We start from the raw sequence: 14,318 nt of genomic DNA on the forward strand, positions 1-14,318 counted from the left end.
CCCCCGCAGACCCGGGTGCGGCCGGGGCGACCGGTCCAGCCGGTCCCTCCATGGCCGTACGACGGCCGGCCGAGGACCGACACACGACTTCGTACGTACTGGAGCCACCGCATGACCACTTCCACCACTGCCCCCGGCGACACAACCACGACCGTCACCGCCGCCACCGCAACCGCAACCGACAGTTCCGCGCAGACGGCTGACAACGTCACCGCTCACACACTGATCAACTGCCTGATCCGCGAGGTCTCCGCTCCTGAGCACCAGGTGACTGTGGACCAGGACCACCTCCTGCTGCGCCTGCCTCGACGTGATGTGTTGTTGCGCACCCGGCTGCGCAGGGTCTCGCTGATCGGCGCACATCGTTTCCACGGCCCGGCCGAGCGGCTCGACGGTGACGGCTGGGTCACCATCGGCTGGCAGGAACTGGCCGGCTACGTCCAGAACGAACTGGAGCAGCGCACCGGCACGACCAACGACGAGTTCCTGGACCAGGTCTGCGATAGCCGAGAGACCATCCGCACCGCCCTGGAGCACCGGGCCGACGCGATGCCGCCCACGGACCTCTACCTCGCTTCGGAACAGTCCCTCGTATTCGGCCACCGCTTCCACCCCACACCCAAAGCCCGCTCCGGGGACCCGGCGGACTGGCTGACCTACGGGCCGGAAACCGGTGCCCGCTTCCGGCTTCGCCATCTGGCAGTGCGTCGCCACCTGGTGCGGCAGGAGGGCGACCTGAAAGATCTCGACGCGCTGTGCCCGGGGGTGGATCCGGACTTCGTGACGCTGCCGGTGCACCCCTGGCAGTTCCGACTCCTGAGTGACCACCACCTGCTGCGCGCGGCGATGGACGCGGGCGAGGTCGTGGACAGCGGCCTGAGGGGGCCGGAATGGGTGCCCACCGCATCGGTGCGCACCCTGTACCAGCCGGACGCGGACACCTTCCTGAAGTTCAGCCTGAACGTCCGCCTCACCAACTGCGTACGCAAACACGCCCGTTACGAACTGCCCGGCGCCGTCGCCCTGAACCAGATGGTCCAGCCCATCATGGCCCGGATCACCGACCGCTATCCCGGCTGCGCGCTGCTCGCCGAGCCCGGCTACCGCACGCTCACCGCCGCCGACGACACCGCCCTGCTGGAGGGCTTCGGCGTCATCGTCCGCTCCGGCCTGCACCCTCACCTGCATCCCGGCGTCACACCCCTGCTCGCCGCCGCGGTGGCGGACGAGTACCCCACCAGCGCAGCCCACGTCTCCCATCTGCTCGCCCGCGGCGACGGAGACATCCTGGTCTGGTGGGACGCGTACCTGCGGCTGCTGCTGCCCCCGGTGCTGGCCGCCTACTTCGAACACGGCGTCGTCCTGGAACCTCACCTGCAGAACGTCATCGTCGGCGTGAACGCCGACGGCATGCCCGCCCAGATGCTGTTCCGCGACCTGGAGGGCACCAAACTCCTGCTTCGCCACCACCGGCGGGCCCTCGCCACTCTGCCCGAAGACGTCAGCGGGCCCCTCACCTACGACGCCGAACGCGGTTGGAACCGGGTCGCGTACTGCCTCCTGGTCAACCACGTCGCCGAACTCCTCGCTGCCCTCGCCGACCTTCAGCCAGCACTGGAGCCGGCCCTGTGGGGCCTGGTCCGCGACCACCTCGACGCCTACGCCCACACCGCCGATGAACCGCCGCGGCTCCGCGCCCTGCTCTGCGGAGTGCCGCTGCCCGCCAAGGCCAACCTCCTTCTGCGCTGGGCCCGCCAGGCAGACCGGCACGCCACCTACGTCCCCCTGACCAGCCCGCTCGGTGCGGACTTCTTCCGCGAGGTGACCCTGTGAGACCCGCCCTGCTCCACCACGTCCACCAGGTGGCCGACGACGACCTGCCCGCCTACGTCTACGACCTGCCCGCGCTGCGCGATCACGTGCGCGGCATCCGGGCCGTGCTGCCACCACGCGTCGAACTGCTGTATGCGGCAAAGGCCAACTCCGATCCGCGCCTCCTGCAGGCCCTCGCCGAGCACCTCGACGGTTTCGAAGTGGCCTCCGGCGGCGAGATCCGCCACATCCGCGGGCTCTTGCCCGATGCGCGAATCGCCTTCGGAGGCCCGGGCAAGACACCGGCCGAGCTGGCCCAGGCCGTGGACGCGGGCGTAGAACGGCTTCACGTCGAAAGCGAACACGAGCTGCGCACCCTCGCGACCGTGCTGGGCGAGCGCACCGCCGATGTTCTGCTGCGCGTCAACGTACCCGTCCACCTCCGTTCGGTGGCCCTCGCCATGGGCGGCGGGCCCAGCCCCTTCGGCCTCGATCCCTCACAGATGGACCGGTGCCTGGACATCGTCGCCTCCGACCCGCGCATCCGGCTGCGCGGCTTCCACACCCACCTGGCCAGTGGACTTGAGGCCACCGCCCACCTCGCCCTGGTCGACGAGGTCCTGGCGTGGGCAGCCGACTGGGCACACCAACGCGCCATCGACCTGACCGAGGTCAACATCGGCGGCGGGATGGGCGTCGACTACACCCGGCCGCACCAGGTATTCGACTGGCCCGCCTTCGGCGCCGGACTGCGCTCTGCCCTGACCCGCCACCCCCACCTCACGCTGCGGATCGAACCCGGCCGATCGGTCACCGCGTACTGCGGCTGGTACGTCACCCAGGTCCTGGACATCAAGTCCAGCCGCGGCCAGGCGTTCGCCGTCCTGCGGGGTGGCACCCACCACCTGCGCACCCCCGCCGCGAAACAGCACGACCAGCCCTTCGAAGTCATCCCCGACGACTCCTGGCACCGGCCATGGGACCGCCCCCAGGCCCGCGACAAGCCGGTAACCCTGGTAGGCCAACTGTGCACGCCCAAGGACGTCCTGGCCCGCCGAGTCATGGTCGACCGCTTGCGCGTCGGCGACCGCATCGCTTTCGCCCTCGCCGGCGCCTACGCGTGGAACATCTCCCACCACGACTTCCTCATGCACCCCCACCCGAGCTTCCACCACGTCGACGACACGGAAGCGCCCATCCCAGCTCCGTACGCCTGTCATACGTCATGAGCACGGACCGTCGACTACGCTCACCTCGTAGAAGGAGGACCCCGAACGCCGGGCTCGGACCGCTCACCGTCCGGCCCTTTCGGCGCTACCTGCTCGGCCAGATGACCTCCAACACCGGGACCTGGATGCAGCGCGCAGCCCAGGATCTGCTCGTCCTGCACCTCACCGGCAACAGCGGAGGTGCGGTGGGCATCGTGACCGCACTGCAGTTCCTGCCCCAGACCTTGTTCGGCCTCATCGGAGGCATCCTCGCCGACCGCTTCCCCAACCGTCGGCTGCTGTTGATCACACAGACCACCATGGCAGCACTGTCCCTGCTGCTCGGAATCCTGACGATCACCGGGATGGTGAGCCTGGCATCGGTCTACGCACTCGCCTTCGCCCTCGGCACAGCCACCGCCGTCGACAGCCCCACCCGCAACGCCTTCATCTCCGAACTGGTCAGCCGGGAGCGGGTGGCCGCCGCGGTCGCCCTGAACTCCGCCCAGTTCAACATCGCCCGCTTCCTCGGCCCCGTCATCGCGGGACTGGCCGTGGCCGCTGCCGGGACCGGCCCGGTCTTCCTCATCAACGCCGTCTCGTACCTGGCCGTCCTGTACGGGCTCATCACCATCCCCGCCGACGAACTCCGCCGGCCCAGCGGGCCCCGGCCCGGCATCACACGACTGACCGACGCGTTCCGGCACATCACCGCCACCCCGGAACTGCTCCTGCCGATCTCCGTCATCGGCCTCGTCGGCACCTTCGGGCTCAACTTCCAGGTCACCATCTCCCTCGTGGCGATCAAGGTCTTCCACTCCGGCGCGGCCGCCTTCGGTTACCTTTCGGCCGCCTATGCCGCAGGCAGCCTCATAGGCGCGCTCCTCACGGCCCATTGGGGGCGGACTCCCACCGTACGACGTATGGTCACCGCCACCGTCATCTTCGGGATACTGGAGTCCGCGCTCGGCCTGATGCCCGGCTACGGCACGTTCATGGCGCTATTGATCCCGACCGGACTAGCCGCGGCGACCGTCACCACCACCGCCAACACCCTCACCCAACTCCACGCCGACCCACAACAACGCGGCCGCGTCCTGTCCGTCTACTTCCTCGTCCTCCTTGGCGGCACCCCCATCGGCGCCCCCCTCGTCGGCCTCGTCTCCGACGCCCTCGGAGCCCGCTCCAGCCTGATCCTCGGCGGCCTGGTCTCGGCCTGCTCCGCGCTCATCTTCTCAGCGCTGGCCACTGCGCGGCGGTTGCCGGATGGGGCAGGAGAGGTGACCGGCCCTGCTCTTGGACCACGTACCGGCACACGGGACGACCCAGCCGGCACATCCGGCACGACTGCGATGAGCCGGTCCACGACCTGAGCGTGGCGCACCCGACGATCGAGTACGGGTGGCCTGCGCGACGCCACTCACTGATCTCGCCCTGAGCCGAGGGCAGAGGGCTCTGTGGAAAACCGGTCGTGACAGCGGTGTCAACCATGCCGGTTTGGCAGCGGTGTATGAGCGAGGGCAGCCGACCAGCACCACTGATACAGCCGGCAGAGCGGCGGAGGTGACAGAGGTTCCCACGCCGAGTCCGCCCCGCCACAGAATCTCCACGGGTGGGGGCCGTGGCCGCACGGACCCCACCCGACGGAGCGGTCAGCGGTGTGCGGGGCCGTGGCAGCGGGCGCTGCCGGAGTCGGTGTACCCGGTGCCGTTGGCGGCCTGGTAGGTCCACGAGTAGCCCGTCGGTCCGAGTGCGAAGCGGCTGACGCCGTAGGAGGTGTCGTTGCCGGTGACCCGGTTGGGGGACTGCTCGGCGGGGGCCAGGGTGTCCAGTCCCTCGCCTCCGGTGCCGATGATGAACTCGGTGATGCCCTTGTGCGGGTCCGCCTTGCCTTGGGGGCTCTGCGGCGCGAACCGGGCGTAGAGGTGCTCGTGGCCGTTGAGGACGACGTCGACGCCGGCCTTGTAGAGCAGTGGCCACCACGCGGTCTGGGACATCTTCCCCTCGTCGGAGAGGTCCGCGCTGGCGCTGAACGCGGGCTGGTGCCAGTAGGCCAGGGTGCAGGGGGAGTGGTCGGCGGCGAGGTCGTCGCGCAGCCATGCGGTCTGCTGCTTCACCCAGGCGCCGTCCGTGGAGCAGCCGCCGATCTGCACCTTGCACTCGGCGTTGAGGGAGATGATGTGCCAGGCGCCCAGGTCGTAGGAGTACCAGCCCCGGCCTGCGGTACCGGCCTGGCCGTGCGCGCGGGGAACGGGCTGGCCCTGGGCGTCGGTGAGCGGGCTGCCCGCGGAGTCGAGGCTGCGGCCGTTGTAGTACGAGTAGTAGCCGGAGCCGTCGACTCCCTTCTCTCCGTCCTTGTAGTCGTAGAACTCGTGGTTGCCGGGCGCCGGCCGCTGCAGGTACTTGAACGCACCGTAGGTCCGGTCGAAGGAGCCCATGAAGTCGTTGTAGCGGCCGACCTGGTACTGCTCGTCGCCCAACAGGGCCACCAGATCGGGCTGCATGGCCTCGATCTGGTTCGCCGTGAGCGTCTGGGCGCTCTGGCGGGTGCCGTTGCACAGGTACTTGGCATCGACGCCCTGGTCGTCCCCGTCGGGCTCGCACGCGATGTCCCCCACCGCCGCGAGGACCGCCGTCCGGTCCGACGTGGCCCGGTACGGCCAGGGGTTATGGTCGATCTCGGCGGTCGCGGCGGTGGCGGTGAGCAGCAGCGCGCCGGTGGCGGCCAGGGCGGCGAGGGTGCGGCGTCTCATTCCAGCAGGCTCCTTCCCCGCCCCGTCCGATTGGAGCGGACGGAGCGTCATCGTCGCGGTCATCGGCACACGCCACGCGACCGGAAGGCAAACTGCCGGAACGGTGAAGATGACCGTTCGGGGTCGACGCGCGTCCTGGTCGACCGGGACGCGCGTCGACGCCGGTGCGGCCGCGACCGGCGAGCCCCGGCAGCGCTACGACCTCGGACACGGCTACTGCACCTATACCTTCTTCGAGCAGTGCCAGCACCGCATGGCCTGCGCACGCATTCACTGCGGCTTCTACACCTCCAAGGACTCCACCAAGGCTCAACTCCTCGAAGGAAAAGCCAACTTGCAGAAGAGGCGTGCCGCCATCCCGCTCACCGAGGACGAGCAGGCTGCCGTCGACGACGGCCAAGCCGCCCTCGACCGCCTCCTGGAACGACTCGCCGACGTCCCCACCCCATCCGGGACGACGCCACGTCAGCTCGACATCCCAGCGGCCGCCACCTTCCTGCCGGTCGTGGACGTCAAGCAGGGCAGGGAGATCTCGAGGCCGAGCTGATATCGGAATGCAAACAGACCCAGGGGCGTGTCACAGTCACTGCCGTGACCTTGATGGACGTCCTCGTCGCCTTCGCCCGCACCGGCCGGATCGGGCCTCTTCACTGCGGAATGCCCCTGACCGAGGCTGAGGACCTCCTTGGCCCGGGTCGCCCGCACCCCGCCATCCTCATGAAGGGGCCCGATATCGACGGCTACCCGTACTCCTGGGACGGGCTCGAGTTGGTTGTCACACAGCGGGCGGTCAGCGGCATCTGGATCAACCTCTGGCCCGGCTCGACCGTGAAGCTCCCCCCTCTTGTCCTGCCCGAATCAGAGTCGTTCGAGGCCACCGTGCTCCGCGAGGAACTGGTCACGGCCCTGGACGCGGCAGGCTGCGAGCACCACGTCAACGACGCCCTCACGTTCGGCCACCAATCCAGCATCCTCACCCGGACCGCTGACGTCTGCGCGGTCTTCAGCCTCCCCGGCCGAGACAACCACGTGTCTCACCGAGACCGTCACTACCTCGACGTGATGCACAAGCACACGGCTTGACATCGCTGATTCCACAGCATCCCAAGAGGGAGGGTGATTCGTCCGCCGTCGGCGGCGCGACACTCACGTGGTGGGCGCTCCTGCCCGCAGGCCGTCCATGACCAGGTCGAAGAGCCGGGTGGCGCGCGAATGCCAGTCGTCGTGCGGGTCGAGCTGCCACAGACCTGTGATGGCGAGGAGGAAGTCGTCCGCGGTGACTCCGGGCCGGATGGTGCCGGCTTCCTCGTTGGCGCGGAGCAGGCGTTCCGCAGCGGAGGCCACCGGCGTGGGGGACGGCTTCGCCGGGCCGCCCGGTGCGCCGGTCACCTGCCGGAGCGCGTCGGCCAGTCCGGCTTTGGCCATGGCGAACTCGGAGAGCCGGTCCATCCAGGCGCGCAAGGCCACGTCGGGTGCCCGGGTCACGAGAAGGTGGTCCGCGCAGTCCGCGACCTGCTGCATTTCGTGGCGGTAGATTTCGAGGACGAGTGATCCGCGATTGGGGAAGTTGCGATAGAACGTGCCCTGTCCGACGCCGGCCTTCTTGGCGATCGCGCTCAGCGGGGTGTCCGCGCAGCGCGACAGTTCGGCGAGAGCCACTTGAAGGATGCGCTCACGGTTGCGTTGCGCGTCCGAGCGCCGGGGTGAGTCCTTCTGCTGAGGCACTCGTCCTCCTCGATGGTTCGCGACCGAACCTCGCCCTTGCTAAGCGGACAGCTGTCCGTTAGATTTCCTGTAGTGGACGCCTGTCCGCTTACGTTCACCATAGCTGTGGACGCGACGCTGCGGCAGTCGCCAACTGCCACTGTTCGGTCCGAGAAGCCGCACGCTTGCTTCGCCTTCATGGTGCACGCCCGCACGATGCACTTTCCGCGCGCCCGGCACTCCGGCTGCCGACCCCTTCCGTCTGTCCTGGAAAACGCGAAAGAAGCACCCCATGGCCTTAGCGACGTCCAGTTCCATCACCTTGAAGATCAACGGCGAGAAGTACACACTGCCCGTCGACCACCGCACCACCCTGCTCGACGCGCTGCGCGAGCGTCTCGATCTCACCGGCACCAAGAAGGGCTGTGACCAGGGGCAATGCGGCGCCTGCACCGTTCTGCTCGACGGGCGCCGGGCCGTCGCCTGCCTGCAACTGGCCGTCGCGGCCGAGGGCCGCGAGATCACCACCATCGAAGGCGTGGCCGACGGTGAGCGGTTGCACCCCGTTCAGCAGGCGTTCTTGGATCTGGACGGCTTCCAGTGCGGCTACTGCACTCCCGGACAGATCTGTTCGGCGATCGGGGTGATCGAGGAACACGCGGCGGGCTGGCCCAGTGCCGTCACCGAAGACGTCCGTCCCGAAGCGGGGCCACCGGCCCTGACCGCCGACGAGATCCGGGAGCGGATGAGCGGCAACCTGTGCCGCTGCGGCGCGTACGTCTCGATCGTCGAGGCGGTGGCCCGCGCGGCGGAATCCCGGACGGGCGAAGGACGCGTGAACCCCGCAGCGGGTGCGAAGGAGGCCGTGGCATGAGGGAGTTCGGCTATCAGCGGGCGTCCGACGTCGCCGACGCCGTCGCCCTGCTCGGCGCGGATCCGGACGCACGCTTCCTCGGTGGCGGCACCAACCTCGTCGACCTCATGAAGACCGGTGCCGAGCGACCCGCCCGGCTCGTCGACATCCGTGAACTCCCGCTCGATGAGATCGAGACGACGCCCGAGGGCGGTCTGCGCGTCGGCGCGACCGTCACCAACGGGGACCTGGCCGCCCACCCCGAGATCCGGCGCCGCTACCCGGCGCTCGCACAGGCGGTGCTGGCAGGCGCCTCCGGGCAACTGCGCAACATGGCCACGGTCGGGGGGAATCTGCTGCAGCGCACCCGCTGCGGCTACTTCACCGACGTCACCAAACCCTGCAACAAGCGTGTACCCGGCAGCGGTTGCCCCGCGGTCGAAGGTGAGCACCACAACCACGCGATCCTGGGCGCTTCCGACCGCTGCGTGGCCGTACACCCCTCGGACATGGCCGTGGCCCTGACCGCATTCGACGCCGTCGTGGCGTACGAAACGGCCGACGGGCCTGGGGGTGCCCCCTCGGGGGGAGAGTTGCCACTCGCCGAGTTCTACCTGCCTGTCGGCGGCACCCCGCACCTGGAGACGGCCCTGCCCCCGGGCGCGCTGATCACCGGCGTCACCCTGCCGCCCTCCCCGGTCGCCGCGCGCTCGCGTTACCGGAAGGTACGCGAACGGGCTTCGTACGCCTTTGCGATCGGATCGATCGCCGCCGCGCTGGACGTGCGGGACGGCGCCGTGCACGACGTGCGCCTCGCCTTCGGGGCCGTCGCGTCGCGACCCTGGCGGGCCCGGACGGCCGAGCGGGTACTGACCGGGGCACCGGCCGGTCCCGAGACGTTCGCCGCCGCCGCGGACGCCGAACTGGCGGCGGCGAAGCCGCTGCCTCACAACGGATACAAGGTCACCCTGATGCGCAACCTCGTCGTGGCCGTCCTGTCCGAACTCGCCGAGGAGACCGCCCGATGACCACCGCGACATCCCGCACCACGGCGGCGAAGGGCTCCGTCGGCACCGCGCACACCCGTGTGGAGGGTCGCGAGAAGGTCACCGGCGCGGCCCGCTACGCCGGAGAGATCCCCTTCGCGGGCCTCGCCCACGGCTGGCTCGTGCTGTCCACCGTCGCCCGCGGCCGCATCCGGTCGATCCAGACCGAGCCCGTTCTCGCGATGCCGGGCGTTCTCACCGTGCTGCACCATCACAACGCCCCGCGCCTCGACACCGACTACGTCGGCCTGCTGGGAGCCCCGGACCCAACCGTGGCCGTCTTCCAGCACGACCGGGTACCGTACCTCGGCTGGCCGGTCGCGCTGGTCGTCGCCGAGACCTCCGAGCAGGCGAGGGAGGCCGCCGAGGCGCTCGTGGTGCACTACGAACAGGAGCCGCACGACATCGCGTTCTCCGCGGACCGCCCGGACGCCTACGCGGTGGACGGCCATATGCCGGGAGTGGCGGAAAAGGGCGACCTGAACGCCGAACTCGCCGCGTCCGCCGTCGTCGTGGACGAGGAATACACCACGCCCGAAGAGCACCACGGCATGATGGAGCCGCACGCGGCGGCGGCCCGCTGGGACGGCGGCCGGCTCGAGGTCGTCGACTCCAACCAGGGAACCACCTGGGTCGCGTCAGAGTTGGCGAACCTGTTCTCGCTCGACCCGGAGTCGGTGCGAGTACGGTCGGAACACGTCGGCGGCGGTTTCGGCAGCAAGGGCGTCCGCGCACACCAGGTGGCCGCCGTGATGGCCGCGACCGTCCTCCGGCGTCCCGTCCGGGTCGTCATGACACGCCGGCAGATGTTCTCCCTCACCGGCTACCGGAGCCCCACGACGCAGCGGATCAGGCTCGGCGCCGACGCCGACGGGCGGCTGCGCGCGCTGGAGCACCGTTCCTTGAGCCTCACCTCGACCGTGCACCAGTTCGTCGAGCCGTGTGCCGGCGTGGCCAGGGTGATGTACGACGCCGACGCCCACCACACGGCCAACCGGGTCGTGCGGCTCGACCTGCCGACGCCGACGTTCATGCGCGCGCCGGGTGAGGCACCGGGGTCGTTCGCCGTGGAGTCGGCGCTCGACGAACTCGCCGAGAAGTGCGGGATCGACCCCATCACGCTGCGGATGCGCAACGAGCCCGAGCGGGGTCCCCTCTCCGGGCTGCCGTTCAGCAGCCGCAATCTGCTCGCCTGTTTCCGGGAGGGCGCCCGCAGGTTCGGCTGGGCGGACCGGGACCCGCGCCCCGGCCTGCGCCGCGACGGGCGCTGGCTGCTCGGGACCGGCACGGCGGCGGCGTCCTTCCCCGCTGGAGCCATGCCGTCCACGGCGGCCGTGACGGCCGAGGCCGACGGAACCTTCACCGTACGGATCAACGCGGCGGACATCGGAACGGGCGCCAGGACCGCGCTCACCCTGGTCGCCGCCGACGCGCTGGGGACGGAACCGGACCGCGTCCACGTATGCATCGGGGACAGCGATTTCGGGCCGGCTGGGATCGCCGGCGGTTCGATGGGCACCCGGTCCTGGTCCTGGGCCGTCACGGCCGCGGCCGGGGAACTGCGGGAGCGGCTCGTGCCGGGCGCCGACATCCCCCCGGAGGGCATCACCGCACGGTCGGACACCACCGAGGCCCTCGCGGCCCTCGCGCAGAAGGAACGGCACTCCTTCGGAGCGCAGTTCGCCGAGGTCGCTGTGGACCCCGCCACCGGCGAGGTGCGGGTGCGCCGCATGCTCGGAATCTTCGCGGCGGGCCGGATCATCAACCCGCTGACGGCCCGTAACCAGTTCCTCGGAGGAATGGTCTGGGGCATCTCCATGGCCCTGCACGAGGAGGCGGTCCGGGACCGGGCCTCGGGTGGCCACTACGCCGCCGACCTCGCGGGCTACCACGTCGCCGTCAACGCCGACGTGCCGCACCTCGAGGCGGACTGGATCGACGACCCGGACCCCGACGATCCGGTCGGGATCAAGGGCATCGGCGAGGTCGGCATTGTGGGTGCCGCGGCGGCGGTCGCCAACGCGGTCTGGCACGCGACGGGGACCCGCCACCGGAACCTGCCCATCCGGCCTGACCGCGTCCTCATGGCGGGCCGGAATGCTTGACATCGCCTCCGAGCTGAACGGCTGGATGGAGGAGGGACGGGACTTCGCCGTCGCCACCGTTGCGGCCGTCGGCGGCAGCGCTCCCCGGGGTCCCGGGGCCGCCCTGGCGGTCGACAGCGCCGGCGCGGTCATCGGCTCGGTCTCCGGCGGCTGCGTGGAAGGAGCGGTGTACGACCTGTGCGTCCAGGCGCTCGAGGACGGCGAAACCGTCCTCGACCGGTTCGGCTACAGCGACGAGGACGCCTTCGCCGTCGGGCTGACCTGCGGCGGGGTCATCGACGTGATGATCACGCCGGTCCGCGCGGAGGCGCCCGCCGCGGCGGTGTTCCGGCAGGCGCTGTCGGCCGCCGTCCGGGGCGAGCCGGTCGCCGTCGTCCGGGTCGCCCGGGGCCCGGCCGGCCTCCTCGGTGCGGCCCTGCTCGTACGTCCGGACGGAACGCACGAAGGCGGGCTCGGTGGCCACCCGGAGCTGGACCGGACGGCGGCGGCCGAGGCCCGAGCCATGCTGGACACCGGGCGCACCGGCACGGTCGGTCTCTCCGAGGACGGTTCGCGCTGCCCCGGCGGTCTCACGCTGCTCGTCGAGGCGAACGTACCGCCGCCCCGCATGATCGTCTTCGGCGCGATCGACTTCGCCGCGGCGCTCGTGCGCGCGGGCAAGTTCCTCGGCTACCACGTGACCGTGTGCGACGCCCGTCCCGTCTTCGCCACCCGGGCCCGCTTCCCCGAGGCCGACGACATCGTCGTCGACTGGCCGGACCGCTACCTGCGGCGCACGGCGACGGACGGACGCACGGCCCTGTGCGTGCTCACCCACGACGCCAAGTTCGACGTCCCCCTGCTGGAGTCGGCCCTGAGGATGCCGGTCGCGTTCGTCGGCGCGATGGGCTCACGCCGCACCCATGAGGACCGCACCCGGCGGCTGCGTGAAGCCGGCCTGAGCGATCATGAACTGGCCCGGCTGAGGTCGCCGATCGGCCTGGACCTCGGCGCCCGTACGCCCGAGGAGACCGCGCTGTCCATCGCGGCGGAGATCGTCGCGACCCGGCGCGGAGGGACGGGCGTCCCCCTGACTGATTCGAGGACGGCGATCCACCACGACGGACCACGTGTCGCGTAGGGGGAGGCGGGCCCACGGCACGGGCTCGCCCCTCCTCCGCCACCGCTTCCCGGTCTTCCGGCCAAGGGGCTCGGCAGCCGGCCGGTGCTGCTTCGGCCGAAGCCGGCCTGCGCCCGACCGTCAGGGATCCGCCCGGCGTGGATGCGCGGAAGCTCCGCGATGGCCATCGGGTAGCGGCGCCGGATCAGTGAGACAGGTCGCTGGGATCGGTGTTGGCGCCGCCGGCTGTGTTCACGAGAGCGGACAGCAGATGGCGACCACTTTGGGAGGCACGAGGGCCTGAAGCTGTTCGACTGCCAGACGGCTGGAAGAGGTCCGTCGAGGTGCCCTGCGTGAGGTTCTCGAGGATCTTGCGCAGCCACGGGGTGCGTACGGCTGGCAGCCGGACCAAGGTGTCCTGGAACGTTTCCCGGTCGGCCCGGAACAGGTAGTTGGGGCGCGGAGGAAGCGGGTCGTCGTGGAGTACGTCTTGGGGTATGCGGCCTGACGCGGGAACCGGCAAGTACGGCTGGGGAGAGACCAGCCACAGCCACACCCCCAGCGGCAGGGGCACCAGGTATGCCGACGCAGTGGGGCTGGCGGGGGTCCAAGTCTGACCTGTCTGGGGATGCACCGGTACAAGGAGGATGTCGGCGCCCGCGTCCGGGGAGGGTTGTCCCGGTCCAGCCAGGACGGCGCGCCGCTTCGGGGGGCCAATCGGCAGCAGAATGTCAAGCGCGCGTTGGAACACATCCGCGGTCAGACCGCGCGGGACCTTCACCGGCTGCCCTTGGGAGGCAACCAGCAGGTGGGCGAGCGCCTGGCCGGCTGCCGCCTCCCACCGCGGGCTCCACGACCAGTAGTGGTTCGACGACCCCATCCGTCCTCCCCACGTGGCAATCGGCTCGATCGGGGGCGTTTTCTCCTCCTTCTCTGCCAGCTCCGCCCAGGAGAGGGGCGCAGCGTGGATACCGTCGACGGGGACGCGGTGCACGGCGTCCGGGCTGAGCCGCACTGCCTGCCAGAGCGAGCAGTCGTCGACCCTGGTCGCCACGGGGAGGTCGCACGTCTCGCAGGCCGTGTTGGGCCCGTCGGCTCCGTCGAGGCCGCAGCAGGCACCGCCGCACTTCTCAGGAATCAGCCGGGTTCCACGGATATCACCGGGCGCGATGACACTCGCCCCGGGCGTGCTGTCGGACAGGGCGTAGACCGGCGCGTAGATGCCGCGCGCCTCGGCCTCGCCCGGATCGATCTCGTCCCACATCCACCACGGCCCTCCCCAGGGGTCCGGGTCCACGGCAAACGTCCCGGACTCCATGAGCACCGGAAGCTGGACCCCGTTCCCGTACTTCTGACGGGCGTGGGCTGGCAGTGCGACCTGGGACAGCGGGGTGGTCAACTCGGCGCCGCATCCCGCACACACAAAAACGAACAAGTGTCCTCCGCCTGGGAAACAGACGCATCGTCGCAGCTCGCGGGCAGCCAGCCAACACGTTTTCTCATCCGTTGCGGGAACGGCACCTGCCACCGTCGTGGAGTCTCAACGCACCGCGGGCGAGTGCCAGCCGCCGCCTCTGACTACGGCAAGCGGCTCACTCGGTGTTCGAATCACCGAGACGCCCGATTCGATCTGACCAGCGTCGCCCTCATGACGGCAGGCACGTGCGTCCTGACACCGACCGGCCTGGCCGACGAGTGACGGAGCCCACAGATTTTCCCGTTTCTGTGACCGACACGC

12 protein-coding genes are annotated in these 14,318 nt (G+C 70.3%); 9 read left to right on the forward strand and 3 right to left on the reverse strand.

Going from position 1 to position 14,318, the window contains the following annotated elements:
- Positions 1-111 precede the first annotated feature (111 nt).
- The 3 genes from AC5WS8_RS25505 to AC5WS8_RS25515 are packed head-to-tail and all read left to right on the forward strand — an operon-like array spanning position 112 to position 4,393.
- Positions 112-1,833, forward strand: a complete 1,722-nt coding sequence (locus AC5WS8_RS25505; protein ID WP_496105790.1) for an IucA/IucC family protein — start codon at positions 112-114, stop codon at positions 1,831-1,833.
- Positions 1,830-3,041, forward strand: coding sequence for a type III PLP-dependent enzyme (locus tag AC5WS8_RS25510; protein ID WP_496105791.1), 1,212 nt, complete (start codon positions 1,830-1,832; stop codon positions 3,039-3,041). The genes AC5WS8_RS25505 and AC5WS8_RS25510 overlap by 4 nt, the downstream gene beginning before the upstream one ends.
- Positions 3,038-4,393 (forward strand): MFS transporter, encoded by a 1,356-nt coding sequence (locus AC5WS8_RS25515; protein ID WP_496105792.1) that lies wholly within the window; start codon positions 3,038-3,040, stop codon positions 4,391-4,393. Before AC5WS8_RS25510 ends, AC5WS8_RS25515 begins: the two co-directional genes overlap by 4 nt.
- A 279-nt stretch (positions 4,394-4,672) precedes the next feature.
- Here the strand turns inward: AC5WS8_RS25515 and AC5WS8_RS25520 are convergent, their stop codons facing one another.
- Entirely contained in the window at positions 4,673-5,773 is a 1,101-nt protein-coding gene (locus AC5WS8_RS25520; protein ID WP_496105793.1) for a metallophosphoesterase family protein, read from the reverse strand.
- Positions 5,774-5,882: 109 nt separating this feature from the next.
- Here AC5WS8_RS25520 and AC5WS8_RS25525 point away from each other — a divergent pair, with 109 nt between their 5' ends.
- Both AC5WS8_RS25525 and AC5WS8_RS25530 read left to right on the forward strand, forming a co-directional pair.
- On the forward strand, positions 5,883-6,320 hold the full coding sequence (locus tag AC5WS8_RS25525; protein WP_496105794.1) for a hypothetical protein: 438 nt from the start codon (positions 5,883-5,885) through the stop codon (positions 6,318-6,320).
- Between the two features lie 44 nt (positions 6,321-6,364).
- Positions 6,365-6,856: a hypothetical protein gene (locus tag AC5WS8_RS25530; RefSeq protein WP_496105795.1), complete on the forward strand. Its 492-nt coding sequence runs from the start codon at positions 6,365-6,367 to the stop codon at positions 6,854-6,856.
- 63 nt (positions 6,857-6,919) lie between these two features.
- Here AC5WS8_RS25530 and AC5WS8_RS25535 read toward each other — a convergent pair whose 3' ends face one another.
- The gene (locus tag AC5WS8_RS25535; protein WP_496105796.1) at positions 6,920-7,498 is read right to left on the reverse strand and encodes a TetR/AcrR family transcriptional regulator; all 579 of its coding nucleotides are present in this window, start codon (positions 7,496-7,498) and stop codon (positions 6,920-6,922) included.
- 271 nt (positions 7,499-7,769) lie between these two features.
- Here AC5WS8_RS25535 and AC5WS8_RS25540 point away from each other — a divergent pair, with 271 nt between their 5' ends.
- From AC5WS8_RS25540 to AC5WS8_RS25555, 4 genes are read left to right on the forward strand one after another with little or no spacing between them, the layout of a single operon-like run.
- Complete coding sequence (locus AC5WS8_RS25540) at positions 7,770-8,351, forward strand: (2Fe-2S)-binding protein (RefSeq protein ID WP_496105797.1); 582 nt, start codon at positions 7,770-7,772, stop codon at positions 8,349-8,351.
- Entirely contained in the window at positions 8,348-9,358 is a 1,011-nt protein-coding gene (locus AC5WS8_RS25545) for an FAD binding domain-containing protein (protein WP_496105798.1), read from the forward strand. The genes AC5WS8_RS25540 and AC5WS8_RS25545 overlap by 4 nt, the downstream gene beginning before the upstream one ends.
- The gene (locus tag AC5WS8_RS25550) at positions 9,355-11,481 is read left to right on the forward strand and encodes a xanthine dehydrogenase family protein molybdopterin-binding subunit (protein ID WP_496105799.1); all 2,127 of its coding nucleotides are present in this window, start codon (positions 9,355-9,357) and stop codon (positions 11,479-11,481) included. Before AC5WS8_RS25545 ends, AC5WS8_RS25550 begins: the two co-directional genes overlap by 4 nt.
- Positions 11,474-12,601, forward strand: coding sequence for an XdhC family protein (locus tag AC5WS8_RS25555; RefSeq protein WP_496105800.1), 1,128 nt, complete (start codon positions 11,474-11,476; stop codon positions 12,599-12,601). Before AC5WS8_RS25550 ends, AC5WS8_RS25555 begins: the two co-directional genes overlap by 8 nt.
- A gap of 184 nt (positions 12,602-12,785) precedes the next feature.
- Here the strand turns inward: AC5WS8_RS25555 and AC5WS8_RS25560 are convergent, their stop codons facing one another.
- Complete coding sequence (locus tag AC5WS8_RS25560; RefSeq protein WP_496105801.1) at positions 12,786-14,015, reverse strand: hypothetical protein; 1,230 nt, start codon at positions 14,013-14,015, stop codon at positions 12,786-12,788.
- Between the last annotated feature and the right edge of the window lie 303 nt (positions 14,016-14,318).

It is taken from the genome of Streptomyces sp. PTL18 (assembly GCF_059510295.1).